Source organism: Streptomyces sp. NPDC005017 (assembly GCF_042873115.1).
Lineage (GTDB): Bacteria > Actinomycetota > Actinomycetes > Streptomycetales > Streptomycetaceae > Streptomyces.
Genome location: NZ_JBIALD010000006.1, coordinates 189,689 through 212,800, shown reverse-complemented (window position 1 = coordinate 212,800; position 23,112 = coordinate 189,689). Strand labels below are relative to the sequence as shown.

Annotated in this window: 18 protein-coding genes; 10 read left to right on the top strand and 8 right to left on the bottom strand. The window is 72.3% G+C overall.

Annotation, left to right across the window (positions count from 1 at the left end; genetic code table 11):
- Positions 1–99: 99 nt before the first annotated feature.
- The 3 genes from ACFYR0_RS11805 to ACFYR0_RS11795 form a co-directional block, all read right to left on the bottom strand.
- Complete coding sequence (locus ACFYR0_RS11805; RefSeq protein ID WP_389325104.1) at positions 100–990, bottom strand: glycoside hydrolase family 19 protein; 891 nt, start codon at positions 988–990, stop codon at positions 100–102.
- 278 nt (positions 991–1,268) lie between these two features.
- Entirely contained in the window at positions 1,269–1,442 is a 174-nt protein-coding gene (locus ACFYR0_RS11800) for a hypothetical protein (protein ID WP_389325101.1), read from the bottom strand.
- Positions 1,439–2,869 (bottom strand): MFS transporter, encoded by a 1,431-nt coding sequence (locus tag ACFYR0_RS11795; RefSeq protein ID WP_389325466.1) that lies wholly within the window; start codon positions 2,867–2,869, stop codon positions 1,439–1,441. Before ACFYR0_RS11795 ends, ACFYR0_RS11800 begins: the two co-directional genes overlap by 4 nt.
- Positions 2,870–3,098: 229 nt before the next feature.
- Between ACFYR0_RS11795 and ACFYR0_RS11790 the strand changes: the two genes are divergently transcribed.
- Complete coding sequence (locus ACFYR0_RS11790; RefSeq protein ID WP_389325463.1) at positions 3,099–3,539, top strand: MarR family winged helix-turn-helix transcriptional regulator; 441 nt, start codon at positions 3,099–3,101, stop codon at positions 3,537–3,539.
- A gap of 112 nt (positions 3,540–3,651) precedes the next feature.
- Here ACFYR0_RS11790 and ACFYR0_RS11785 read toward each other — a convergent pair whose 3' ends face one another.
- The 3 genes from ACFYR0_RS11785 to ACFYR0_RS11775 all read right to left on the bottom strand — a co-directional run bounded on the left by ACFYR0_RS11785 (position 3,652) and on the right by ACFYR0_RS11775 (position 6,506).
- Positions 3,652–4,188, bottom strand: a complete 537-nt coding sequence (locus ACFYR0_RS11785) for a GNAT family N-acetyltransferase (protein ID WP_389325098.1) — start codon at positions 4,186–4,188, stop codon at positions 3,652–3,654.
- A 192-nt stretch (positions 4,189–4,380) separates the two neighbouring features.
- Positions 4,381–5,988: an MFS transporter gene (locus tag ACFYR0_RS11780; RefSeq protein ID WP_389325095.1), complete on the bottom strand. Its 1,608-nt coding sequence runs from the start codon at positions 5,986–5,988 to the stop codon at positions 4,381–4,383.
- A 62-nt stretch (positions 5,989–6,050) separates the two neighbouring features.
- Positions 6,051–6,506, bottom strand: coding sequence for an SAM-dependent methyltransferase (locus ACFYR0_RS11775; RefSeq protein ID WP_389325460.1), 456 nt, complete (start codon positions 6,504–6,506; stop codon positions 6,051–6,053).
- A gap of 196 nt (positions 6,507–6,702) precedes the next feature.
- On the opposite strand from ACFYR0_RS11775, the gene ACFYR0_RS11770 reads away from it, so the two are divergent.
- Positions 6,703–9,519, top strand: a complete 2,817-nt coding sequence (locus tag ACFYR0_RS11770) for an ATP-binding protein (RefSeq protein ID WP_389325457.1) — start codon at positions 6,703–6,705, stop codon at positions 9,517–9,519.
- Between the two features lie 70 nt (positions 9,520–9,589).
- Here ACFYR0_RS11770 and ACFYR0_RS11765 read toward each other — a convergent pair whose 3' ends face one another.
- The gene (locus ACFYR0_RS11765) at positions 9,590–10,423 is read right to left on the bottom strand and encodes a PIG-L family deacetylase (RefSeq protein WP_389325092.1); all 834 of its coding nucleotides are present in this window, start codon (positions 10,421–10,423) and stop codon (positions 9,590–9,592) included.
- Positions 10,424–11,058: 635 nt separating this feature from the next.
- On the opposite strand from ACFYR0_RS11765, the gene ACFYR0_RS11760 reads away from it, so the two are divergent.
- From ACFYR0_RS11760 to ACFYR0_RS11745, 4 genes are all read left to right on the top strand, one after another.
- The gene (locus ACFYR0_RS11760) at positions 11,059–11,385 is read left to right on the top strand and encodes a PepSY domain-containing protein (protein ID WP_389325089.1); all 327 of its coding nucleotides are present in this window, start codon (positions 11,059–11,061) and stop codon (positions 11,383–11,385) included.
- A gap of 120 nt (positions 11,386–11,505) precedes the next feature.
- Positions 11,506–12,183 (top strand): response regulator transcription factor, encoded by a 678-nt coding sequence (locus ACFYR0_RS11755; protein ID WP_389325454.1) that lies wholly within the window; start codon positions 11,506–11,508, stop codon positions 12,181–12,183.
- Positions 12,173–13,402 carry a sensor histidine kinase gene (locus ACFYR0_RS11750; RefSeq protein ID WP_389325086.1) on the top strand — a complete coding sequence of 410 codons (1,230 nt, stop codon included), beginning with the start codon at positions 12,173–12,175 and terminating at the stop codon, positions 13,400–13,402. Before ACFYR0_RS11755 ends, ACFYR0_RS11750 begins: the two co-directional genes overlap by 11 nt.
- A gap of 145 nt (positions 13,403–13,547) precedes the next feature.
- Positions 13,548–14,897: a hypothetical protein gene (locus ACFYR0_RS11745; RefSeq protein ID WP_389325083.1), complete on the top strand. Its 1,350-nt coding sequence runs from the start codon at positions 13,548–13,550 to the stop codon at positions 14,895–14,897.
- A gap of 15 nt (positions 14,898–14,912) precedes the next feature.
- Here ACFYR0_RS11745 and ACFYR0_RS11740 read toward each other — a convergent pair whose 3' ends face one another.
- Positions 14,913–17,498 carry an AMP-binding protein gene (locus ACFYR0_RS11740; protein WP_389325080.1) on the bottom strand — a complete coding sequence of 862 codons (2,586 nt, stop codon included), beginning with the start codon at positions 17,496–17,498 and terminating at the stop codon, positions 14,913–14,915.
- Between the two features lie 220 nt (positions 17,499–17,718).
- Here ACFYR0_RS11740 and ACFYR0_RS11735 point away from each other — a divergent pair, with 220 nt between their 5' ends.
- The 4 genes from ACFYR0_RS11735 to ACFYR0_RS11720 all read left to right on the top strand — a co-directional run bounded on the left by ACFYR0_RS11735 (position 17,719) and on the right by ACFYR0_RS11720 (position 22,991).
- A complete protein-coding gene (locus tag ACFYR0_RS11735; protein ID WP_389325077.1) occupies positions 17,719–18,762 on the top strand; it encodes an iron ABC transporter substrate-binding protein in 1,044 nt (347 codons plus the stop codon).
- An 85-nt stretch (positions 18,763–18,847) separates the two neighbouring features.
- A complete protein-coding gene (locus tag ACFYR0_RS11730) occupies positions 18,848–20,380 on the top strand; it encodes an ABC transporter permease (protein ID WP_389325074.1) in 1,533 nt (510 codons plus the stop codon).
- Positions 20,377–21,438: an ABC transporter ATP-binding protein gene (locus ACFYR0_RS11725; RefSeq protein WP_389325071.1), complete on the top strand. Its 1,062-nt coding sequence runs from the start codon at positions 20,377–20,379 to the stop codon at positions 21,436–21,438. The genes ACFYR0_RS11730 and ACFYR0_RS11725 overlap by 4 nt, the downstream gene beginning before the upstream one ends.
- Before the next feature lie 386 nt (positions 21,439–21,824).
- On the top strand, positions 21,825–22,991 hold the full coding sequence (locus tag ACFYR0_RS11720) for a PP2C family protein-serine/threonine phosphatase (protein WP_389325068.1): 1,167 nt from the start codon (positions 21,825–21,827) through the stop codon (positions 22,989–22,991).
- The last annotated feature ends 121 nt before the right edge of the window (positions 22,992–23,112 follow it).

The window sequence follows — 23,112 nt, the reverse complement described above, 5'->3', positions numbered from 1 at the left end:
GACCGTGCCACCCGCCGGAAGTCATCGGCGGGCGGCACGCTGGTGACGACCCCGACGGCGGGTGTGGTCACCCGCCGTCGGTGCCTGGACTCGTCGGCGTCAGCAGTAGAGGTTTCCGCCGGGGCCCACGCCGAGGATCTGCGTGAACTGCTGGTACTTGCTGACGCGGCTCTGGACCTGCGCGGGGTTCTTCCCGTCGCACTCCAGGGAGCCGTTGATGGAGCGGATGGTCTGGCCGAAGCCCGCGCCGTTGACCATCGCGTTGTGCGGGGTCATGGAGCCCGGGCCGGACTGGGTGTTCCAGTACCACAGGGCCGTCTTCCAGGCCACGGCGGCGTCGTTCTGCACCAGCCACGGGTTGCGCAGCAGGTCGATGCCCAACGCGTCGCCCGCCGCCTTGTAGTTGAAGTTCCAGCTGAGCTGGATCGGACCGCGTCCGTAGTAGGCGGCCTGACCGGCCGGACAGCCGTAGGGCTGGCTCCAGTCGCAGTAGTGCGGGTAGTTGGCGGTGTTCTGCTCGACCACGTGCACCAGTCCGCCGGTCTCGTGGCTGACGTTGGCCAGGAAGGCGGCGGCCTCCTGCTTCTTGGTCGTGTCGCTGCCGGTCTGCGCGAAGCCGGGGTAGGCGCTGAGCGCGGCGGTCAGACCGCTGTAGGTGTAGAAGCCGTTCCGGTTCGGGAACATCTGGTTGAACTGCGCCTCGGTCACCACGAAGGTGCCGACGGGAGTGCCGGGCCCGTTGTCGCAGGCGTACGGCTCCCAGTACCAGGTGCTGATGATCGGGTCGTAGCCCGGGTTGTCGTGCTCGGCGATGTACGCCCTGCCGTCCGTGTAGCGGACGATGTCGCCGGTGCGGTACGCCTTGCCGGCCACCCAGCTGGGATAGCTGGAGCAGGAAGCCGCGGAGGCGGTCGCGGCGGGCAGCAGCATCGGCGCCGCACCGGCTATCAGGAGGGCGGTCACGGCGGCGGCCAGGGGGCGTCTTGACATGGAGTCAGCTCCTTCGTGCGGCACGGCCGCCCTCCGGCAAGGAGAGACGGAGCAGACCTTGCACGCACGTACCGACGAAGCCGGACCGGCGTGGGGGGCCGCCGTGGTGGGGGGTGTGAGGGACACTCAACCGCTTTGGTCTGTACCAGTCAAGGGTGTAGACCAATTCGGTCCCCACGGCGAGTGCCGGTGAACTCGCCTGCAGGTGAACGGAGTCGGGCCGCAGCGATCGCCTCGACGGCGAGGGACGCATCGGGCGAGGCGCCCCTCCAAGTCCGTCAGTCCGGCGTCGGCAGCACCCTCGCCACCATGGCGGTCTGTCCGTGGCGGTTGAAGTGCGGGAGTTGTCCGGGTCCGTTGACCACGACGACGCCCTCCACCCGGTGTTGGTCGCCCAGGGCGTCGCGGCACCGGGCCCTGGCGAGGGATGCCAGGGCCCTTCTCCCGCTCACGCGGGCCTGGACGCCGATACGGCCGTCGAGGGCTGCGCCGCCTCGGATGTGTCGGCCGACCGGATCGCGGGGGTCCGAGGCGGCTGTGTCTTCCTGAGCCCGGCGAGGGCGACGAGGGCGACGAGGACGAAGGCGGCTCCGGCGATGGCGAAGCTCAGGGTGAACTGGCTCTCCCGGGGGAGGGCGGGCATACCGGCGGGCAGTTCGACGGTTCGCGACGCCAGCAGCGAGGTGACCACCGCGCTCGCGACCGCGCTGCCGACGGAACGGGAGATGGAGTTGATGCCGTTGGCGATGCCGGTCTGCTCGGCCGGGACGCTGGCGACGATCAGCGCCGGCATGGAGGCGTAGCCGAAGCTGATCGCCAGACCGATGAGCATGCCCGCGCCGATCACGGAGGCGCTGGTGTCGTGCGCGAGCGTCAGCCAGGTGAAACCGAGCACGCCGAAGCAGGCGCCCGCGGCCAGCGTGACGCGCGCGCCGAGCCTGCCCACCAGGACGCCACCCGCCTGCGCGCCCGCGAGGGAGACGATCGTGGTCGGCAGCAGATAGACGACCGACGCGGCGAGTACCGAAGCGCCGAAGCCGTAGCCGACGAGGTCCTCCGGCATCTGCACGAGGTACGAGACGCCGATGAAGTGGGTGAACATCGCGAAGCCCAGCAGCAGGCCCGCCAGGTTGGTGAGCAGCACGGACCGGTGCGTGAACATCCGCATGTCCACCATCGGCTCCTTGACCCGCTTCTCGGTGAGGACCCAGACACCGGTCATGACGACGGCGCCGGCGAAGGAGCCGAGCGTACGTCCGGACGTCCAGCCCCACTCGTGCCCCTGGGAGAGGGGCAGCAGCACGAGCACCAGCAGCATGCCCAGGGTCAGTGCGCCCAGCCAGTCCGTGCGGCCGCCCGTCTTCGACCTGGAGGCGGGCACCACGAACAGGACACCCGCCAGCGCCACCACGGCGAGCACGGCCGCCAGCCAGAAGACCCGGTGGTAGTCGGGGTGGGAACCCTGGGTGAGGAGCCCGGCCCCGACCAGGGCGAGCCCACTGCCGAACGCGAGTGTGCCGCTGACCAGGGCCATCGCCCCGTGCAGCTTCTCCGGCCTGATCTCCTCGCGCAGCACGGAGAGGGCGAGCGGGAAGATCGCGGTCGCCGCGCCCTGCAGCACCCGCCCGACGATCAGCCAGGTCAGCGAGGTGGTGGTGGCGGCGAGCACCGAACCGGCGATCATCACGAGCAGTACGCCCACGAGCGTGGGCTTCTTGCCGTGCTGGTCGCCGAACCGGCCGAGCAGGGGAGTGAACACGGCGGCCGACAGCAGTGTCGCCGTGGTCACCCAGCTGACGCCGGCCGTGGTGGCCTTCAGGTCGCTCTGGATGATCCCCAGGATCGGCACGACCAGGGTCTGCATCATCGAGACGACCATGGCGGCGAGTCCGAGTACCAGGACCGTCCCGGTCTGTCCGGAGGATCTCGACGACGCCACGGTCTGTGAGTGAGACACGGAAGTTCTGCCCTAACTACTTGAGGATCGCGATACTTGAGAACGTCAAGCAACTCGGCAGACGGTAGACCTCAATATTTGAGATGGTCAAGCTTCCTGGCGTAGGGTGATTCACATGACAGCAACCCGCGGTACCGGAACGGCTCGGCTCATGGAGCTGCTCTCGGTGTCGCTCGCTGCCTACTACGGCGACTTCACGGCGGCCGCGGCGGGCGAGAACCTCACGGCCAGCCAGGGCAAGACGCTCAACGTGCTGCGCCGGGGCCCCGCCGCCATGCGCGTCCTCGCCACCGTCCTGTCCTGCGACGCCTCCAACATGACGGGGATCGTGGACCGCCTGGAGAAGCGCGGCCTGGTACGGCGCGAGCCCAGTCCCACCGACCGCCGCGTGAAGAACGTGGTCCTCACCGCCGAGGGCGAACGTGTCATCGACGTGATCCGCGGCAAGATGCACACCACACGCGCCGGGCTGGACAGGCTCAGCGACCAGGAGCAGGCCACGCTCTACGAGCTCCTGGAGCGCGCTTTCTCGCCCGATCCCGCGGTGGCGCCGGCCGAACCCCAGGGGGACGCTTCCGCCGCTCAGGCGTGAGAGGCCGACCGGCCCGGAGCGCCGGCTGCCCCGTACTCGGGCCGTTGTCGGCCGGGACGCCGTGGAGGGCGGGTGCCGTCGACAGGACTACTCGTCCAGGCCGATGGACGGGTCAGCCGATCGTCAGCCGCCACCTGACCTCTCCGTCGTGCCACTCGTCGGTGCTCGTGAGGCCGATGGCGGCGGCGACGGCGGCGGACGCCTCGTGGCCCGGGTGGATATGGGCGACGACCGTGTGCACCCCGTGCTCCCGGAGCCAGGCGACCAGTCCGCGGGCCGCTTCGGTGGCGATGCCGCGTCGCTGCCACGGGGTGCCCACCACCCAGGCGATCTCCGCCACGGCTCCGTGCTCGTCGGCGGTGACCGTCGCCTGGAGCGTGCCGGTCAGGCAGCCCGCGTCGTCGAGCCGGATCGCCCAGTTGCACCAGCTCTCGGCGGGGTCGGGCGAGCCGACTGCCCAGCGTTCGTAGCGGGCGCGCAGGGCCTGTGCGGTGTCCGGAGCGCCGCCGATGAATGTGTGCAGGGCGGGGTCGGACAGCACCGTGGCCATCTCGTCGGCGTGCGCGACCTCCAGGGGCACCAGGGTCAGCCGGTCGGTTCGGAAGGTTTCCGGCCTGATGCTGATCACGCTGCCTCCTGGGTGGAACATGCGACGAGTATGCCGCGCCCGAAGCGGGCACCGGCCGACGGCCCACCCTCCGTTCCGTCCGTGGACAGCGGGACGACACGGAGACGATCATGACAGGCATGGTGATCCGAACCGGGGCCCAGGCGCGGAACGTGCAACACCTGGGCCCCGGGCGGCTGTTACGGCTTCCCCGTACCGCGGCAGGCGCGGGCGTCATGGGCGTGGGACGCCCGGACGGCGGTCACTTCCCTTCGCCTGGTCCGGCATTCCGGAGTCGACCGCGGCGATGGCCGGGCGGGCGGCGGCACGGCGGGGGCCCAGGGCGAGGATGGCCGCGGCGGTCACGGCCAGGAGCGACGCCGACACCAGGTAGGCCACGGCGTACCCGTCGACGAAGGCTTCGACGGCGACGCGGCCGAGCCGTTCACCGCCGGCTCCGAGGCGCTCGGCGACGGCCTGGGAGGCCGCGAGAGACTCCTGGGCCGCTTGGACGGCCCCGGGCGGCAGGCCGGCCGGGGCGTTGTCGCCGATGCCCTGGCGGTAGCCGTCGTTGAGGACGCTGCCGAGGACGGCGATGCCGAGCGTCCCGCCGACCTCGCGGGCGGCGTCGTTGACCGCGGAGGCCACCCCCTGCTTGTGGGCGGGCAGGGAGCTGACGATGGAGGTGGTGGCCGGGGTGGTGGCCAGGGCCATGCCGGCGCCGATCGGCAGCAGCCCGGCGAGCACCAGCCAGTACGAGGCGCCGGCGTCGAGGCGGCTGAGGACGAGGACGCCCGCGGTGAGCAGGCCCAGCCCGATCCCCGCGGCGCGGCGGGCGCCGATCGTTTCGACGAGGTGCGGCGCGCGCCGTGAGATGCCGCCCAGGACCAGCCCCATGGGGGTCATCGCGAGACCGGCCTGGAGCGCCGTGTAGCCGAGGATGAGCTGGAGGTACTGGAGGACGATGAAGACCATGCCGAAGAACACGAAGAACTGGACGGTGATGGACAGCACGCCGGTGGCGAAGCCGCGCAGCCGGAACAGTCTCGGGTCGAGCATGGGATCGGTCGTGCGCAGGCTCCAGGCCAGCCACAGGGCACCGCACAGCACGCCCGCGGCGAACGCGCTGAGAGTGACGGTGTCGGTCCAGCCGCGGTGCGGGCCCTCGATGGTCCCGTAGACGATCCCGGCGAGGGCGAGCGAGGACAGCAGTCCGCTGACCGCGTCGACGCGTGGTGCGCCGCTCTCTCGCGTGTCGGGGATCACGGCGACCGCGGCGACGAGCGTGAGCACGGCGAGGACGCCGCCGAAGACGAAGATGGACGGCCAGGAGAACCACTCCAGCAGCAGACCCGAGGTCAGCAGGCCGAAGACGGCGCCGGCGCCGGCCACACCGATCCACGCGCCGACCGCCTTGGTGCGCTCGGCCGCGGGAAACGAACTGGTGATGATCGACAGGGTGGTCGGCATGACGAGGGCCGCGCCGATACCGCTGATCCCGCGCAGCGCGATGACCGCGGCGGGCTCGTCGACGGCGGCCGCCGCGAACGCTCCCGCGGCGAACAGCGCGAGTCCGGCGACCAGGAGGGGCTTGCGGCCGAAGCGGTCGCCGACCGCACCCGCGGGGAGCAGGAGTCCGGCGAAGGCCAGGGCGTAGGCGTCGACGATCCACTGGAGCTGGGTCTGGTCGGCGCCGGTGTCCCGTGCCAGGCCGGGCAGGGCGACGTTGAGCGAGGGGACAGCCGACACCACGACGGCGAGGGACGACAGGACGACGGCGAGCACCGCGTGGCGGCGGCCGGCCGTCAGTGCGGGCGGCGACGTGCGCGGGACGGTGGACACGATGCATCTCCCGGGCTGGTTGGAGGGGCGGTCGGGCGGGATACGTGGGTGCGCGGGGCGGCTCAGTAGTAGTCGCGCATCAACTCCGTGGCCCACTCGGGCTGGCGGACCTCACCGAGCGTTCCGAACTCGGTCATGTACGGCTTGATGTCCAGCACCGGCGAGCCGTCGACCGCGTCCAGCCCCGCGACGTGGACGTCGAGACCGTCGACGGAGATCAGGCGGCAGCGCGAGACGCCGAGGCGGTTGGGGCGGTTCTTGGCGCGCTGGGCGAAGATGCCGACGCGCGGCCAGTCAGGGTTGCCACGGGGGTGCCGGGCGCCGGTACGCACCTCGTCGGCGGGTACGAGGTGGAACGCGAAGACCACCTCGATGTGCGAGAAATCCGCCAGTCCGAGCAGGGATTCACGCCCGAACGCGTCGGCGTCCAGCCGGATGGCCGCGCGCTCCACGCCCCAGTCGTCGTCGTACGGCTCCGGCCGGCCTCCCACCACATGGCCCACGGGCTCCACCAGCATGAACTCCTCCTCGGGTTCGACGAGTTCCGGCACCGCGACGGGACCGGCCGACACGCTCGACGCTAGAGACCGGGCCGGTGGGGCGGATCTGTCATGCGTACCGGGATCGACGAGGGCGGCGCCCGGACGTCCCGCCGGGATCGACGGACCGGGCACCCGGACGTCCCGGCCGGGGACGGCGTATGTTGGCCCGGTGATGCACGGGCGCGAGGCGGAGCGGGCGCACCTGGCGGACATGCTCGCCGCGGCGACCGCGGGCCGTCACCAGGCGGTGGTCGTACGGGGAGAGGCCGGAATCGGCAAGTCCGCGCTGCTGGACCACGCGGCGCGACTCCACGGGGCGCGGCCGATGCTGCGGATCACCGGCACGGAGGCGGAGGCCGACCTGCCGTTCGCCGCGCTGCACGCCCTGCTGCACCCTGTCGGGCACCGGATCGACGGCCTTCCCGCCCCTCAGGCGCTCGCGCTGCGGGCGGCGCTCGGCGAGGGCTCCGCGCGCGGCGGCGACCGCTTTCTCGTGGGACTCGCCGTGCTGACGCTGCTCGCCGATCTGAGCGAGGGCGGGCCACTGCTGTGCGTGGTCGACGACGCGCAATGGCTGGACCAGGCATCCGCCGACGCGCTGCTGTTCGCCGTCCGGCGTCTGAACGCCGAGCGGATCGCCGTCGTGTTCGGCGCCCGCAGCGGAGACCGCCCGTTCCCCGCGGCCGGAATCGCAGAGATGGTCCTCACGGGACTGGACGCCGAGCGGGCGGCGGCCCTGCTGGCCGAGCGCTGCGGCGAGATCGCCCCCGCGGTCCGCGACCGGGTCATAGCCGAGGCGGAGGGCAACCCCCTCGCGCTGATCGAACTGTCCGCCATGCTCGGCCCCGAGGAACAGGCCGGGAGACTGCCCGCCCTGACCCTCTACACCGAGAGCGCCACCCCGGCGGGCCGCGTCGAGACCGCCTACCGCGAACGCATCGCCGCGCTCCCTGAACGCACCAGGACCCTGCTCGCCCTCGCGGCCGCCGACGGCACGGGCGCGCTCGACCTCATCCTCCGGGCGGCGCACCGGCTCGCCACCGGCGCCGAGGACCTGGAGCCCGCCGAACACGCCGGCCTGGTCCAGGTCGGCGCCGCCGTACTGACCTTCCGTCACCCGCTGGTCAAGGCCGCCGCCTATCGAGGCGCCCCTCTGACGGTCCGCCAGGCGGCCCACCGGGCACTCGCCGACGCGCTCGGCGACTCGGGTGACGCCGAGGACGACCGGGACGGCGCGCAGGACCGCCGCACGCATCACCTGGCCGCCGCCGTCACGGGCGTGGACGAATCACTGGGCTACCTTGTGGAACACGCCGCCGACCGCGCCCTGCGCCGTGGCGCGCCGGCCCTCGCCGCCTCGGCGTTCGAGCGGTGCGCGCAGCTCAGCGAGGACCGTGAACTACGGGCCCGGCGACTGGCCGCCGCGGCCGAAGCCGCCTTCGCCGCCGGGCAGTTGGAACGCGCCGGCCGCCTCGCCGGCCGCGGCACCCGGCTCACCGGACAGCCGGCCGTGTCGGCGCGGCTGGCCGCCGTGACAGCGGCCCTGGAGTTCGAGCAGGGCAACGCCGCGAGCGCCGGCCGGATCGCCGTGGACGCCGCCGAGGCCACGGCCTCGACGTCGCCGGAGCAGGCGGTCGACCTGCTCGGCGCCGCCGCCGGATACGCCTGGTTCGCGGGGGACGGTGAGACGCTGCGCCGCTCCAGCCGCCTGACGGAGATCGCCCAGCGGCACAGCGACGTACCGCTCGGGCAGATCCCCTCGGTCGTACGCGGCACCGACCTGCTGCTGTCCGGCGACCATGCCGCAGGACTCGACCTGCTGCGCGTCTCGCTGACCTCCACCGGAACCTCGGTGTCCGGCGACGTCCTCGCCGCCACCTACGTGGTCTTCGCGGGACTGCGCACCGGCGCGGACACCGAGACACTCGCCGCCGCCGACGAACTGACCCGGATCTGCCGGGCCCAGGGCCGGATCAGCGACCTGCCCCACGCGCTTCAACTGAGAACCCAGGCCCGCATCTTCCTCGGCCTCTTCCCGGAGGCCGAGGCGGACGCGGCCGAAGCGCTCCGCGTCACCGAGGCCATCGGGCACACACAGCGGGCGCGCAGCGTCCAGGGCGTGCTGTCCCTCGCCGCGGCGACCCAGGGCGACGTGACGCGCTGCGAGGAACTGGCCGGCACCGGAATCGACGGCGGCGTGGCACCGGGCGCCTCCTGGGGCGGCTACGCCCTCGGGCTGCTCGCCCTGGGCCTGGGCGAGCACCGCCTGGCCGTGGACCGGCTGACCGCGCTGCACGCCGGACCCATGGGCCACACGGTGATCGTCCGCTTCGCACTCCCCAGCCTGGTCGAGGCAGCCGTACGGCTCGGTGAACCGGACCGCGCGGCGGCACCGTCCACCCGCTTCGACGACTGGGCCCGCGGCAGCACCCGGCCATGGGCGCTGGCGGTCGCCGAACGCTGCCGCGCCCTGCTGGGCACCCCGGAGCACGCCGAACGGCACTACCTCGCCGCGCTGGAGCACCACGAGCACGCCACCCGTCCTTTCGAACACGCCCGCACGCTGCTGCTCTACGGCGAATGGCTGCGGCGCGCCCGCCGCCGCAACGACGCGGCGACCCGGCTCCGGGCGGCGGCCAGGATCTTCCACGGCCTCGGCGCGGTGCCGTGGTTCGACCGCACGACGGCGGAACTGACCGCCATCGGTGCCGCACCGCGCGGCAGCGCCCCCGCCGCAGCCATCGACGAACTCGCCGCGCTGACAGCGCAGGAACGGCAAGTCGTCCTGCTCGCCGCGACGGGCGCCAGCAACCGCGAGATCGCCGCGCAGCTGTTCCTGAGCCACCGCACGGTCGGCTACCACCTCTACAACGCGTTTCCCAAACTGGGCATCGCGTCGCGCGGTGAACTGTCCCGCTTCCACCGCGCGTCACCGCGCCCGGCCGCGCCGGGGGAGCGGGACGAGCCGGCGGTCGACGGCCGGACCTGACCGGCGACTCGCCCGCCGCCGAACCCTTGGCTCGGCGGCCCGCCGGTCCACGGCCTCACCCGTACGCCCGTCAGCGCAGTCCGGCGAAGAGGTCGTTCTCGGGCACGGCCGCGCCGGTGGTGTCCTGGACCCGTACGAAGGTCTCGACGCCCATCAGTTCCGTGAACCTCTCCTGGCCCATCCTGAGGAAGAAGATGTTCTCGCCCTGGCTGGCGTGCGCGGCCAGCGCGTCGAACTTCTGGCCACCGAACGCGGAGGTGTCCACCCAGGTGGTGATCTCCTCGTCGGGGAGTCCGATCTCGGCCAGCGCGGCCGCCTCGGCGGGATCCGGCTCCGGCGCCTCCTCACCGAACTCGCGCATGACCTCCCCGAACCGCGCCATCATCGAGCGCGGCGCCGTCGTCCAGTACACCTTCGGCGTCAGCTCGGTCATCGCCAGCGCCGCCATCGTGATGCGGTTGGCCTGGATGTGGTCGGGGTGGCCGTAGAAACCGTTCTCGTCATAGGTGACGACCACATCGGGCCGGTAGTGCCGCAGCAGTTCCGCGAGCCGGGCGGCACCTTCCTCCACGGGGGTCCGCCAGAAGGAATCGGGGGCCTCGTTGGTCGGCCAGCCCATCATCCCGGAGTCCGCGTAGTCCAGCGTCTCCAGGTGACTGACCTTCAGGATGTCGCAGCTCGCCCCGAGTTCCTGCCGCCGCAGCGTGGCGACGGCCGCGGGGTCGTGGCCGGGGTCTCCCGGCTTGACACCTCCTGGTCCGTCGCCGCAGCCGCCGTCGGTACATGTGACGAGGACCGTGCGCACGCCCTCCGCCGCGTACCGGGCGAGGACGCCTCCCGTTCCGGTGGCCTCGTCATCGGGGTGGGCGTGCACCGCCATGAGCGTCAAGGGCCGGTCATTCATGAAAAGCCTCCTGTGTGCAAGGTTTCGGTCCGAGTTCGCGGCGGGCCCATGCACGGTCGTCCCTCGGTATCGGTTGCCGGACGACCGGGCGTACGCGATCCGTAGGGCCAGGGACCGAGTCGGTCCGTGAACCCCGCCCGCGCGGAGCCGCCTCTCTCTTGATCGATACAACGGCGCCGCTCGGACCGGATGTTCCCGTGGCAGGACGGCCAAGTCGGCCGGCGGCTCGGCCGGGTTGGTGAAACCTTGGTGAACCGCTGGAGCAATGATCACGTGCTGCATATCATCCGCCCATGTCGAACGGGATGTCCGGCGGGCCCGGAGACCATGCCGGCAGCAGGCGGTACCACGGCCCGGTTCAACGGCACACGACCGCGGATCGTCCGGTGCGAGACGACATGGACCGTGCCGGTGCGGGCCCTCGGGGCGGCGGAGCTGACGTGGGCCGCGACGACCGGCAGAGCCGAGGCCTGGCCCTGGCCGTCGGCTCGGCCTGCTACAAGAAGCTGGCCGACGCCCCTGGAAACTGACCGCTCCTTCAGATTCGTTCAGCATCCGTTCAGGGGGCCGGGCGCATCATGAAGGCGTCAGCCCGGCCGCAGGCGGCGGCCGGGGACGCGGCGAGAGGACTCGCCATGAAGCGCAGAAGCAAGTGGATCGTCGGGGCCGCGTTCTCCGCCCTCCTCATAGGCGGTGGCACCGGCATCGCTCTGGCGACGAGCGCCGGGGACGACAGCGAGAAGCCCATCACGGGACCCGCACTGGAGAAGGCGAGCGCCGCCGCCCTTGCGTACACCGGCGGAGGCGAGGTCACGGACTCCGAGGTCGGCGACGAGGAGGGCTACTACGAGGTCGAGGTCACGCTCGACAACGGCAAGCAGACCGATGTTCACCTCGACCAGGACTTCAAGGTCCTCGGCAGCGAGACGGACGGCGCGGACGAACCGAACGACGCTGATTGATCCGGCGCGCCGGGTCGTGGAGAGGCCGGGGGCCGGGGCGGCGTCGGCCCGGCCTCCGTCACTCCGTGTGCGCGAGCGGTTGCGTTTGCCACCGAGGAGGGCTTCCGTAGCGTGGACCGTATGCGGGTGCTGGTCGTCGAGGACGAGGAGCGGTTCGCGGCCGGGCTGAGGGACGGGCTGGAGGCCGAGGGGTTCGCCGTGGACGTCGCGCTCGACGGAGTGGACGGCCTGTGGATGGCGCGTGAGAACACGTACGACGCGATCCTGCTCGACATCATGCTGCCGCGCCTCAACGGCTACCGGGTCTGCCGGACCCTGCGCGGTGAGGGCGACTGGACGCCGATCCTCATGCTCACCGCCAAGGAGGGCGAGTGGGACGAGGTCGAGGGCCTCGACACCGGTGCCGACGACTACCTCACCAAACCCGTCTCGTACGCCGTGCTGCTCGCCCGGCTGCGGGCACTGCTGCGGCGCGAGGCGCACGAGCGGCCCGCCGTTCTCATGGCCGGCGATCTGCGGCTGGATCCCGCCGCCCGCACGGTGACCCGGGCCGGACGGCGGATCGAGGTCACGGCACGGGAGTTCGCCGTGCTGGAGTTCCTGATGCGGCGGACGGGCGAGGCCGTGACCAAGCGGACCATCCTCGACCATGTCTGGGGCGACGACTTCGAAGGCGACCCGAACATCGTCGAGGTGTACGTGCGGCGCCTGCGCAACAAGATCGACCGCCCCTTCGCGCGAGACTCGTTGCGGACCGTGCGCGGGCACGGGTATCGGCTGGTGCCGGATGGCGGATGAGCAGCGGCGCCTGTGGGCGGTGCGCGTACGGACCACGCTGATCGCCGTCCTCGCGGTCGGCCTCGCGCTGATCGCCGGAGGCACCGTCCTGGTGCTCCTGCTGCGGATCGAGCTGAGCAACGACGTACGGGACGCCGCGCGGACCCGTGCCCGGGAGGTGGCCCAGGTCATCGAGGAGGGCCGGGGGGTGCCCGCCGTCACCGTCACCGACCCGGACGAGGAGTTTCTCCAGGTCGTCGACCGGCAGGGGAAGGTCGTCGCGGCGAGCGCGAACATCCAGGGACTGCCGGCCCTGGCCCGGCTGGGGCACGGCGGCAGTACCCAGGTCGACACCCCGCTCGACGAGGACCCTTTCCTGGTCGTGGCCGTGACGGCACAGGACGGGGACCGGAGCCTGACGGTACTCGACGGCCGTACGCCCGCCGGGGTCGCCGAGGCCACGTCCACGGTCACCCGGATGCTGCTCGTCGGCCTGCCGGTCCTGCTGGTGCTGGCGGCCGCCTCGACCTGGGTTGCGGTGGGCCGGACACTGCGGAGGGTCGCCCGCGCCGAGGCCGCGCAGCGGCGCTTCGTCTCCGACGCCTCCCACGAACTGCGGTCGCCCGTCGCCACGGTCCGGCAGTCCGCCGAGGTCGCCCTCGCCCATCCGGGGCGCACCGATGCCACGGCACTGGCCGGCACGGTGCTCGACGAGGCGGTGCGCATGCAGCGTCTCGTCGACGATCTCCTTCTCCTCGCCCGGGCCGACGAGGACGCGATCAGGCTGTCGCGGCGCCCCGTCGACCTGGACGATCTGGTCTTCGAGGAGGCCCGGCGGCTGCGTGAGCGGCAGGACGGTCCGCGTGTCGACAGCACGGGGGTCTCCGCCGGGCGGGTGCTGGGCGACGAGGACGCCCTGCGCCGGGTGGTGCGCAACCTCGGTGAGAACGCCGCCCGGCACGCCCGTTCCCGCGTCGCCCTGACCCTTGGCACGGCCGGCGCCACCGTACGGCTCGACGTGGACGACGACGGTCCCGGGGTGCCGGAGGGCGAGCGGACCCGGGTCTTCGACCGTTTCGTACGGCTGGACGAGGCCCGCGCGAGGGGAGCGGGCGGGGCCGGCCTGGGGCTCGCGATCGTGGCGGAGCTGGTGGCGGCGCACGAGGGCACGGTGACGGTGGGGACGGCGCCGGAGCTGGGCGGTGCACGCTTCACGCTGGTCTTGCCGGCCGGCCCTTGAACGGCTCGGCGCGCGGCACCAGCCACCACGATCCGCGCTGAATTCCTCCGTCCCGGACCGCCTGACGCCGCGTTCAGGTGCGTTCAGCGCCTGTTCAGAGGGTCGGTGGGACGCTCGTCGCAGGCCACGTCCCAAGGAGGCACCCATGGACACCGACCGTCACCTCCTGCTGACCGGAGTCTGCGTGTCCGCCGCCGCGCTCCTCGCCGGCGCGTGCTCGCAAGCCGCCGACACCGCGGAAGGCGGGGCCGGGCGAAGCGAATGTGTGCGGGTCGTCGACGAGGACACCGGCCGCACGGGAGACGCGTGCCTGCCCCTCGCCCCGGCCGAGGAGCGTGTCGACCTCGCGGAGCCGCGCTTCACACACCCCACCCGGATCACCAACCCCCTCCACCCCACCGGTGAACTGCGACAGATCGTCATGGGCGGACAGGTGGACGACAAGCCGTTCCGCACCGAGGTCAGCCTGCTGCCCGGCACGAAGAAGATCGCGTACGACGGCCGCTCCGTCGAGACGCTGGTCAGTCAGTACGTGGCGTTCTCCGACGGCCGGATCCAGGAAGTGGCCCTGGACTGGTACGCCCAGGCCGACGACGGGTCCGTCTGGTACTTCGGCGAGGACGTCTTCAACTACGAGAGCGGCGTCGTCGCCGACATGGAAGGCACCTGGCGGGCGGGCCGCGACGACGCGCCACCGGCGATGATCATGCCCGCGGCTCCCGAGAAGGGAGACGTGTACCGCCCCGAGAACCTCCCGGGGAAGGTGTTCGAGGAGGTCACCGTACGAGCCGTGGACCAGCCGGTCGACGGCCCCTACGGCGAGGTCGACGGCGCGATCACCGTCCGCGAACTGCACATGGACGGGTCGACCGAGGACAAGGTGTTCGCGCCGGGGTACGGGGAGTTCTCGACCGGCGCCGAGGGCGGTGACCTGGAGGCGGTGGCTCTCGCGGTGCCCACCGACACCAAGCCCGGGCCGCTGCCGGACCGGCTGACCGCCCTGGAGCGTGCGGCCGTCGCGGCGCACGAGTCGCCCGGGAAGGCCACCGTCCGTGAGGTCCGTGCCGCGTGGGACGCCTACCGGGCCTCGGACACCGTTGCCGAGTTGCTGGAGCGGCAGACGGAACGGGACCTCGTCGCTCTGGAGAGGGCCGGGGCGGGGGCGCGGGCGGTGGGTCCCGCTCTGCGCGTCGCCCAGGACGTGACGGATCTGCGGCTCCGCTACCAGTCCGTGCCGACGGTCGACAGGGACCGGCTCGCCCTCTGGACACGGCAGTTGGGCATCGACACGGACGCCGGTGACGAAGGCGCCGTCGCCGGTGACGTGACCGCACTGGAGCTCGTGTGGGAGCGGCTGCGGGACGAGGTTCCCGACGCCGCAGCCGTGGACACCTACCTGAGGAAACTGCGCGTGGCGGCCGACCACGAGGATCTGGCGGAGATCCGGCGTCTCGCGCCCGAACTCGCGAGTCTGCTTCCCGCTCAGCACCCGTGACGGAGTGCCTCGTCCCTATATCGCCCGCCGGAGTCTGCGTGTCGCGCGGGTCACGACGGCCGCGTAGCCGACGCCGAGCGCGAGGGAGGCGAACAGGGCGGTGAGGGGGAAGCTGTCCTGAAGGTAGGGGTAGACCTGGTAGTGCGTCAGGTAGATGAAGAGGGAACTGCTCGCCAGGACACCGGCGAGGGCGCTGAGGGGGCCGACGCTGGGCAGGGTCGGCACCCAGATCAGCAGCCCGAGCCCGGCGACGACGAGCGCCGTGCGCAGCGGCTGGTCCTGGAACAGGCCGGGGACGGTGAGCAGCAGCACGGCTGTGAGCAGGGCGCGTTGGCGTACGGTGCCGGCTCTCGCGGCCGCCCATCCCAGGGCGAACAGCCAGAAGACGACCGAGGGGCTCAGCTGGGGGCGGGCGGATGCCAGCCCGAGCAGGTCGTAGCGGCCGACCAGGGCCAGGCCCATCAGCGCCATGGGCACTCCGAACGCGTACCGCCGCTCCAGCCGGTCCAGCCGCGGTACGGCCAGCAGGACCGCGAGGGCGACGAGGTAGTAGACCAGCGCCTCCACGAACCAGTAGGCCCAGTCGAAGCGGTCGTTCCCCTGGGAGAGCAGGCTGTTGAGGAGTACGGCGTTGGCCGGGTCGTAGAAGTCGGTGAGGACCACGGCCCCGGTGATCCACACCATGCTCGGTACCGCGATGCGGGCGATGCTGCGCCACAGATGCCGGACCCGTTCCCGACGCGCGGTGTCGTTGAGCTGGAAGCGGGCGAAGTTGTAGCCGGCGACGCCGATGAGGATGTGGGCGAAGCCCTTGATGCTGAAGAGCTGGATGTGGGAGCCGACGATCAGGACGATGCCGACCGCGCGCAGGGCGATGCCGGTCTCCAGGGTGCGGCGGGTCCGCCAGACCTGAGGGCTCGTCCAGCGGCGCAGCGCGTGCAGCGGTCCTGCGGTCCGCCGGGCCTGTGGTGTCTGCGGCTCGTCGCGTCTTCCTTGCCCGTGCGGTCTTCGCGTCGTGGGTGCCGCCAGGGTCCGCAGTTCACCGATGGTCCTGGTGTGCCAGTCGGTGGGCAGATGGCCGAGGGTCTCTTCCAGGCGCAGGGACATTTCGACGTAGCACAGTGAGTCGCCGCCCAGGCTGACGAAGGTGCTGTCCTCGGTGGCGTCGGGGCGGTCGAGGATCTCCGCGAAGAGACGGCCGAGGTCCTCGTCCGTGCCGGACTCCTCCGGTGCCTCCGGCTCGGGCCGGGTGAGTCGTCGTACTGCTTCGTAGTCGGGCTTTCCCGTGGCCAGGCGGGGGAGTTCGGGTAGGACGCGGACACGGATCGCGCGGGCCGGCAGGCCGCACTGCCGCGCGATCAGCCGTCGGATCCGGGGCGCGTCGCCGTCCTCGGCGAGGGCGGCCACCGCCAGCGCTTCTCCGTCGCCCGTGCAGTACGCGGTGACCTGGTGGTTCCTCAGCAGTGTCTCGACCTGCTGCGGGTCGACGCGCAGTCCGAGGATCTTCGCGAAGCGGCTGCGGCGGCCCACGATCTCGTAGAGCCCGTCGGGCGTGTGCCGGGCGAGGTCTCCGGTGTGCAGTTCCCGCACGGTCCGGCCGAGGGCGAGGGCGGCCGGGCTGTCGGCGTAGCCGAGCATGACGTTCGGCCCCGAGTAGACGAGTTCACCGACGTCCGGACCGTGGCCGTCGACCGGCTGGAGCCGGAAGGACCCTCCGGGTATCGGTACGCCGATGGTCTCGGGGCGTTCGGCGGCGAGGTGCGGCGGGAGGTAGGCCATACGGGCCGTGGCCTCGGTCTGGCCGTACATCACGAACAGCTCCCAGCCGGAGCGGCGGCCCAGTTCGGCGTAACGGGTGACGCGTTCGGGCGCCAGCCGTCCCCCGGCCTGGGTGACGCGGCGCAGATGCGGCAGCGGCATGTGCTCGAAGCCGGCCCGGTCGAGCAGGTCGAAGGTGTACGGCACGCCGGCGAGGGAGGTGCCGCGTGCGGCGCGGAACTCGTCCCAGAAGGCGGCTTCGGACACCGACCACTCGGTGAGGATCAGCCCGGCTCCGCGCAGCAGATGGCTGTGGATGACGGACAGGCCGTAGCAGTAGTGCATGGGCAGCGTGGTGGCCGCGCGGTCGGTGTCGTCGATGCCGAGGTAGGTGGCGATGGACTCGGCGTTGGCCTGGAGGTTGTCGTGGGAGAGCCGCACGAGTTTGGGCGAGCCGGTCGAGCCGGAGGTGCTCAGCAGCAGGGCCAGGTCGGGGTGGAGGGTGTGGGCGCTCTCGGGGTGCCGTTCGTCCAGGGTCCAAATTCCGTCGGCGCCGGGGCGGGCCACGACGTCGGGGGCGTACGCCTGGGTCAGTGAGCGGATCGTGGTGTCGTTGTCGCCGGGTACGAGCAGGACGGGGTGGCCGGCCGACAGGGCGGCGAGGTACGTGACGAGCGCGTCGGTGCGGTTGGCGCCGGCCAGCAGCACCAGCCGTCGTACCGGTCCGAGGCGCTCGGCGGTGGCCGTCACCCGTTCGGCCAGATCGCGGTAGGACAGTTCCCCGTCCGGCGTGAGGAGCGCGAGCCGGTCGCCGTGGGCCGCGAGACGGCGTGCGAAGGGCACCGTTTTCGGCCATGTTGCGGGTGGTGTGTAGGGGGCGGCAGGTGCCGGGAGGGATCCTGAGAGGTGGATCACGGGGCGCCCTTTCCACGGTAACGTCCGCTGCGGACTCAGAGCCCTTGACGATTAGGTAAGCTTTACCTTATTCATAGCATGGTCAGAAACAAGCCACAGAAACCTCACAGGATCGCTTCGCCGCGAGCCTCGTAGGAAGGCACACACCATGCGACGCCCCTCGGTCCGCCGGATCACCGCGCTGTTCGCGGCAGGTCTGCTGCTCCCCGCTCTCGCCGCGTGCGGCGCGGACGACAAGGACAGCGGGGGCGAGGGCGGCGACGCCCTCGTCATCTACTCCGGCCGTAACGAGAAGCTCGTCAAGCCGATCCTCGACAAGCTGGAGAAGGCCGTCGGCACCAAGGTCGAGGTCCGCTACGGCGAGAGCGCCGAACTCGCCGCGCAGATCCTGGAGGAGGGCGACCGCACCAAGGCAGGCCTGTTCTTCTCCCAGGACGCCGGCGCGCTCGGCGCCCTGTCCCGGGAGGGCATGCTCCAGAAGCTGCCCACCGCCACGCTCGGCAAGGTCGACGAGGCGTACCGCGGCTCCGGCGGCGACTGGGTCGGCCTCTCCGGACGCGTCCGCGTGATCGCCTACAACCCCGACCAGGTCACCGAGGACAAGGCCCCCGACAGCGTCTTCGACGTCGTGAAGCCGGAGTGGAAGGGCAAGGTCGGCTTCGCGCCCACCAACGCCTCCTTCCAGGCCTTCGTCACCGGCATGCGGGTCCTCAAGGGCGACGACGTCGCCCGCAAGTGGCTCGAGGACCTCAAGGCGAACGGCGCCAAGACGTACGCCCACAACCTCGCCACCCTGGACGCCGTCGAGGCCGGCGAGGTCTCACTCGGCCTGGTCAACCACTACTACTGGTACGAGCGAGTGGCCGAGAAGGGCGAGGACAAGGTCAACTCCCGGCTGCACTTCCTGCCGGGCCAGGACCCCGGCGCGATGATCAACGTCGCCGGCGCGGGCATCCTCAAGGACAGCGGGCAGAACGCGACCGCCCAGAAGGCGGTGGACTTCCTGCTGTCGCAGGAGGCGCAGACCTACTTCGCCGACACCACGAAGGAGTACCCGCTGGCCGCGGGCGTCACCAGCAAGGTGGAGGGCCTGCCGCCGTTCGACTCGCTCGAATCACCCGACATCGACCTCGGCAAGCTCGAATCGCTCCAGGAGACGCTGGCCATGCTCCAGGACGTCGGGCTGGTCTGACCCCACCGTGCCCACCCCACCCACCACTTCACGCCGGACCGCAGCCCCCGCCCCACCCGGGCGCGGGGGCCGGTCCGCGCGCGCGGTGCCGCGCCCGTTCGGCGCGCAGGGCAGGACCAGGCCGCCCCTGGTCCTGCTCGTCCCCGCCTGCGTCGCGGCCCTCTTCGCCCTGCTGCCGCTCGGCTACCTCGGCGTCCGCGCCCTGGAACGCGGCCCGGCCTTCGCCTGGGACGTCATCGCCGACGAGCGCACCCTCGACCTGCTCGGCCGCAGCCTCGGCCTGACCGCCGTGGTGGTCACCGCCTGCCTGGTACTGGGCGTATCACTGGCCTGGCTGACCGTGCGCACCCAACTGCCCGGCGCCCGTGCCTGGTCGGTACTGGCCACACTGCCGCTCGCCGTCCCGAGCTACGTGGCCGCGTTCGCCTGGCTCTCGGCCGAGCCGGGCCTCGCCGGGTTCGGCGGCGCGGCACTCGCCCTCACCCTCGTCAGCTTCCCCTACGTCCACCTGCCGGTCGCCGCCGCACTGCGCGGCATCGACCCCGGCCAGGAGGAAGCCGCCCGCTCCCTCGGCCACGGCCCGCTGCGGACCTTCCTCCGCGTCACGCTCCCGCAGCTGCGGCCGGCGGCCGCGGGCGGCGCACTCCTCGTCGCGCTGTACGTGCTCTCCGACTTCGGAGCGGTCTCCCTGATGCGCTACGACACCTTCACCCGGGCCATCCACACCTCCTACCGGGCCTCCTTCGACCGCACCCCCGCCGCCGCCCTGAGCGTCGTCCTCGTGGTCATGACGGTCGCCCTCGTCGCCGCCGAAGCCCGCACCCGCGGCCGCGCCGGCCACGCCAGGACCGGAACCGGCACCGCCCGGCCGCCCGCCCGGCTCGCCCTCGGCCGCTGGCGGCCCCTCGCCCTGCTGTGGTGCGCGGCGGTCACCGCCGTCGCCGTCGCCTTCCCGCTGGGCACCCTCGGCTACTGGCTCGCCGTCGGCAGCTCGGCGACCTGGGACCTCGGCGGCCTCGCGGAGACCGCCTGGGCCACCTTCGGAGTCGCCGCCGCCGGCGCCGCCCTCACCACAGCTCTGGCGCTCCCCGTCGGAGTGATCGCCGCCCGGTACAAGGGCCGCGGAGCACAGCTGCTGGAACAGGCGGCCTACGCCGGCCACGCCCTGCCCGGCATCACCGTCGCCCTCGCCCTCGTCTTCTTCGCCGTCCGCTACGCCTACCCGCTCTACCAGCAACTCCCGCTGCTGGTCTGCGCGTACGCCGTCCTCTTCCTGCCCGTCGCCGTGGCCGCGACCCGCGCCGCCGTCCTCCAGGCACCACCCGTCCTGGAGGACGTGGCCCGCTCCCTCGGCCGCCGCCCGTGGCAGGTACTGCGCGAGGTGACCATGCCGCTCGCCGCGCCCGGCGTGGCCGCCGGGGCCGCCCTCACCTTCGTGGTCTGCATGAAGGAACTCCCCGCGACCCTCCTGCTGCGCCCCACCGGCATGGACACCCTCGCCACCCGGCTCTGGACCGAGACCGGCGCCGGATCCTTCGCGGCCGCCGCCCCCTACGCCGCCGCCCTGATCCTGCTGGCCGCGATTCCCTCCTACCTCCTGGGCAGGCACCGGAAGTGAACGAACTGCACATCCAGGGACTCACCAAGTCCTACGGAACCGGCGAACCGGTCCTGCGGGACCTGGAACTCACCGTCCCGGCAGGGGCGCTGGCCGCCGTGCTCGGCCCCTCCGGCTGCGGCAAGACCACCATGCTGCGGATCGTCGCCGGATTCCTGCGCGCCGACGCGGGCACGGTCCGCCTCGGCGACCAGCTCCTCGTCGGCCCCGGAGTCCACCTGCCGCCCGAACGCCGCCGCATCGGCATCGTGCCCCAGGAAGGCGCCCTCTTCCCCCACCTCAGCGTCGCCCGCAACGTCGCGTTCGGACTCACCCGCACCGACCGGGCCGAACGACGCCGCCGCACCGGGGAGATGCTCGACCTGGTCGGCCTCGCCGGCTACGGCGACCGCATGCCCCACGAACTCTCCGGCGGACAGCAGCAACGCGTCGCCCTCGCCCGCGCGCTGGCCCCCCGCCCCCAACTCGTGCTCCTCGACGAGCCGTTCAACGCCCTCGACAGCGCCCTGCGCACAGGGGTACGCGCCGACGTACGCGCGGCCCTGAGCGCAACCGGCGCCACCGCGCTGCTCGTCACGCACGACCAGCAGGAAGCCCTGTCCACCGCCGACCTCGTCGCCGTCGTCCGCAACGGCCGGGTCGCCCAGTGCGACACCCCCCAGGACCTCTACAGCCGCCCCGCCACCCCCTGGATCGCCGACTTCGTCGGCGACGCCGTCCTGCTCCCCGCCACCGTCGACAGCGACGGCACCGCCCGCACCGCCCTCGGCCCCGTACCGGTCACACCCCCGCCCAACGGCCTGCGCACCGGCACCGTGCTCCTCCGCCCGGAACAACTGCGCCTGGCCGACGCGGACTCCGAAGGCACGGTACGCGGCACGGTCACCGACATCTGCTACTACGGCCACGACGCCATGGTCACCGTCGCCGTCGAGGGCCACGACACCCCGGTCGGCGTCCGCGTCGCCGGCCCCGTCTCGGCCCGGCCGGGGGAGAGGACGGGCATCCGCGTGGTGGGGGAGGCGGGGCTGCATCCGGAGGCGATCGCAGCCGAGTGAGGTTTCGCCGCGGTACGGGACTGTTCCTCGACGATGTGGCAGACAGCTGCCGTCATGGCGGCGAAGGCCGGCCGGTGGCTCGCACGGACAGTACTCGCCCGCCCGGAACCCGGGCCTCGCACCACCCCCACCTGGGTGAAACCCTCAGGTCGGCTCGCAAGCGGCCGACACCGAGGTCTCTCAGGGACATCGCCCGGCACCCAGAAGCGGGCAGTCGCCTGGTCCGGGCCGGTCCAGGCCGGCCGTGGGCCGACGAGATCGTGAGCCTCGCGGATGACGCAGCAATGAGCGCGGCCCGTCCTGGGCACCCGGTACGGGCACAGGGGGCCGGTCGGCATGGGCACGCGCTGCCGGTGCCCCGGTCCACCGCGAAGGGAGGTCCTGGCATGGCAGCGGACTACAGTTTCCTGGCCGGTCTGGTGACCCGCTCGCAGTTGATCTCCGGCCGTGAACTCGCCGGGCTCGTCTTCGACACCGGCCGGAGCATGGGTCTGACGGGTACCGGCGTGTACGTCACCGACCTCCAGCAGACGCGGCTCGTCGCCCTGCCACAGCCGGTGCCCGCCGCGGAGCCCAGCCTGGAGATCGACACGTCCCTGGCCGGACTGGCCTACCGGATGGAACGTACGTACCTGACACAGGACGGCACCACCGCGTGGATCCCGATGGTCGACGGCGTCGAGCGCCTGGGCGTGCTCAAGGCCCACGGACCCGACCTGTCCGTCGCCGGCTGCGAGGCCCTCGCGGGGGTGACCGCGCTGCTGCTCGTGTCCAAGTCCTCCCACAGCGACCTGCTGGTCGAAGCGGAGCGACGGCGGCCGATGACGGTCCAGGCCGAGCTGCTGTGGGCGTTCCTCCCGCCACGCACCATCGGCACCGCCCAGGTCACCTCGACCGCCGTGCTGGAGCCGGCCTACAACGTCGGCGGCGACGCCTTCGACCACAGCTTCACCGACAACGGCCTGCACCTCACGCTCCTGGACGCCATGGGGCACGACCTCGCCTCCGGCGGAGCCAGCGCGGCCGCTCTGGCGGCCTGCCGAGCCGCCCGCCGCTCCGGCGGCCGGCTCACCGACATCGTCACCGACATCGACGAGATCCTGGACGAGTGGTTCACCGACCGGCTCATGACCGCGATCATCGCCGACCTCGACGTCACCGACGGCACCCTCACCTGGGTCAACTGCGCCCACCCCCAGCCCCTGCTGCTGCGGGACGGGCAGATCCTGCGGATCCTCGAACGGCCCCCCGACCTGCCGCTCGGCTGGAACTTCCACAGCAGCACGCCTCCCACCACACACCGCGCCCGCCTCCAGCCCGGCGACCGCATCCTGCTGTACAGCGACGGCGTCACCGAAGCCCGCTCGCCCGAGGGCGACCTCTTCGGCGAACAGCGCCTCGCCGACACCGTCATCCGCGCCACCGCGGCAGGCGAACCCGCCCCCGAAGCCCTGCGCCGCCTCCTGCAGCAACTCATGCGCCACCAGCAGCACAAACTGCTCGACGACGCCACCATCCTGATGGCCGAGTGGCACCCCGACCCCCAGCGGTAGCCGGCCGTCCGCCACCGGCCGGGTGACTGTCGGCGGGCCGGACGGCGTGTACGGGGTGGAGGCCAGAACGGCCGGGCGAGGATGCCCGGGTCTCAGTCTCGCTTCGTCTACGGGAGTCCTC

Coding starts and splice junctions, on each gene's coding strand:
- ACFYR0_RS11735 (WP_389325077.1), top strand. CDS start 17,719: ATGCGACGCCCCTCGGTCCGCCGGATCACCGCGCTGTTCGCGGCAGGT.
- ACFYR0_RS11750 (WP_389325086.1), top strand. CDS start 12,173: ATGGCGGATGAGCAGCGGCGCCTGTGGGCGGTGCGCGTACGGACCACG.
- ACFYR0_RS11765 (WP_389325092.1), bottom strand. CDS start 10,423: ATGAATGACCGGCCCTTGACGCTCATGGCGGTGCACGCCCACCCCGAT.
- ACFYR0_RS11755 (WP_389325454.1), top strand. CDS start 11,506: ATGCGGGTGCTGGTCGTCGAGGACGAGGAGCGGTTCGCGGCCGGGCTG.
- ACFYR0_RS11785 (WP_389325098.1), bottom strand. CDS start 4,188: ATGTTCCACCCAGGAGGCAGCGTGATCAGCATCAGGCCGGAAACCTTC.
- ACFYR0_RS11720 (WP_389325068.1), top strand. CDS start 21,825: ATGGCAGCGGACTACAGTTTCCTGGCCGGTCTGGTGACCCGCTCGCAG.
- ACFYR0_RS11745 (WP_389325083.1), top strand. CDS start 13,548: ATGGACACCGACCGTCACCTCCTGCTGACCGGAGTCTGCGTGTCCGCC.
- ACFYR0_RS11760 (WP_389325089.1), top strand. CDS start 11,059: ATGAAGCGCAGAAGCAAGTGGATCGTCGGGGCCGCGTTCTCCGCCCTC.
- ACFYR0_RS11790 (WP_389325463.1), top strand. CDS start 3,099: ATGGAGCTGCTCTCGGTGTCGCTCGCTGCCTACTACGGCGACTTCACG.
- ACFYR0_RS11795 (WP_389325466.1), bottom strand. CDS start 2,869: ATGGTCGTCTCGATGATGCAGACCCTGGTCGTGCCGATCCTGGGGATC.
- ACFYR0_RS11775 (WP_389325460.1), bottom strand. CDS start 6,506: ATGCTGGTGGAGCCCGTGGGCCATGTGGTGGGAGGCCGGCCGGAGCCG.
- ACFYR0_RS11805 (WP_389325104.1), bottom strand. CDS start 990: ATGTCAAGACGCCCCCTGGCCGCCGCCGTGACCGCCCTCCTGATAGCC.
- ACFYR0_RS11770 (WP_389325457.1), top strand. CDS start 6,703: ATGCACGGGCGCGAGGCGGAGCGGGCGCACCTGGCGGACATGCTCGCC.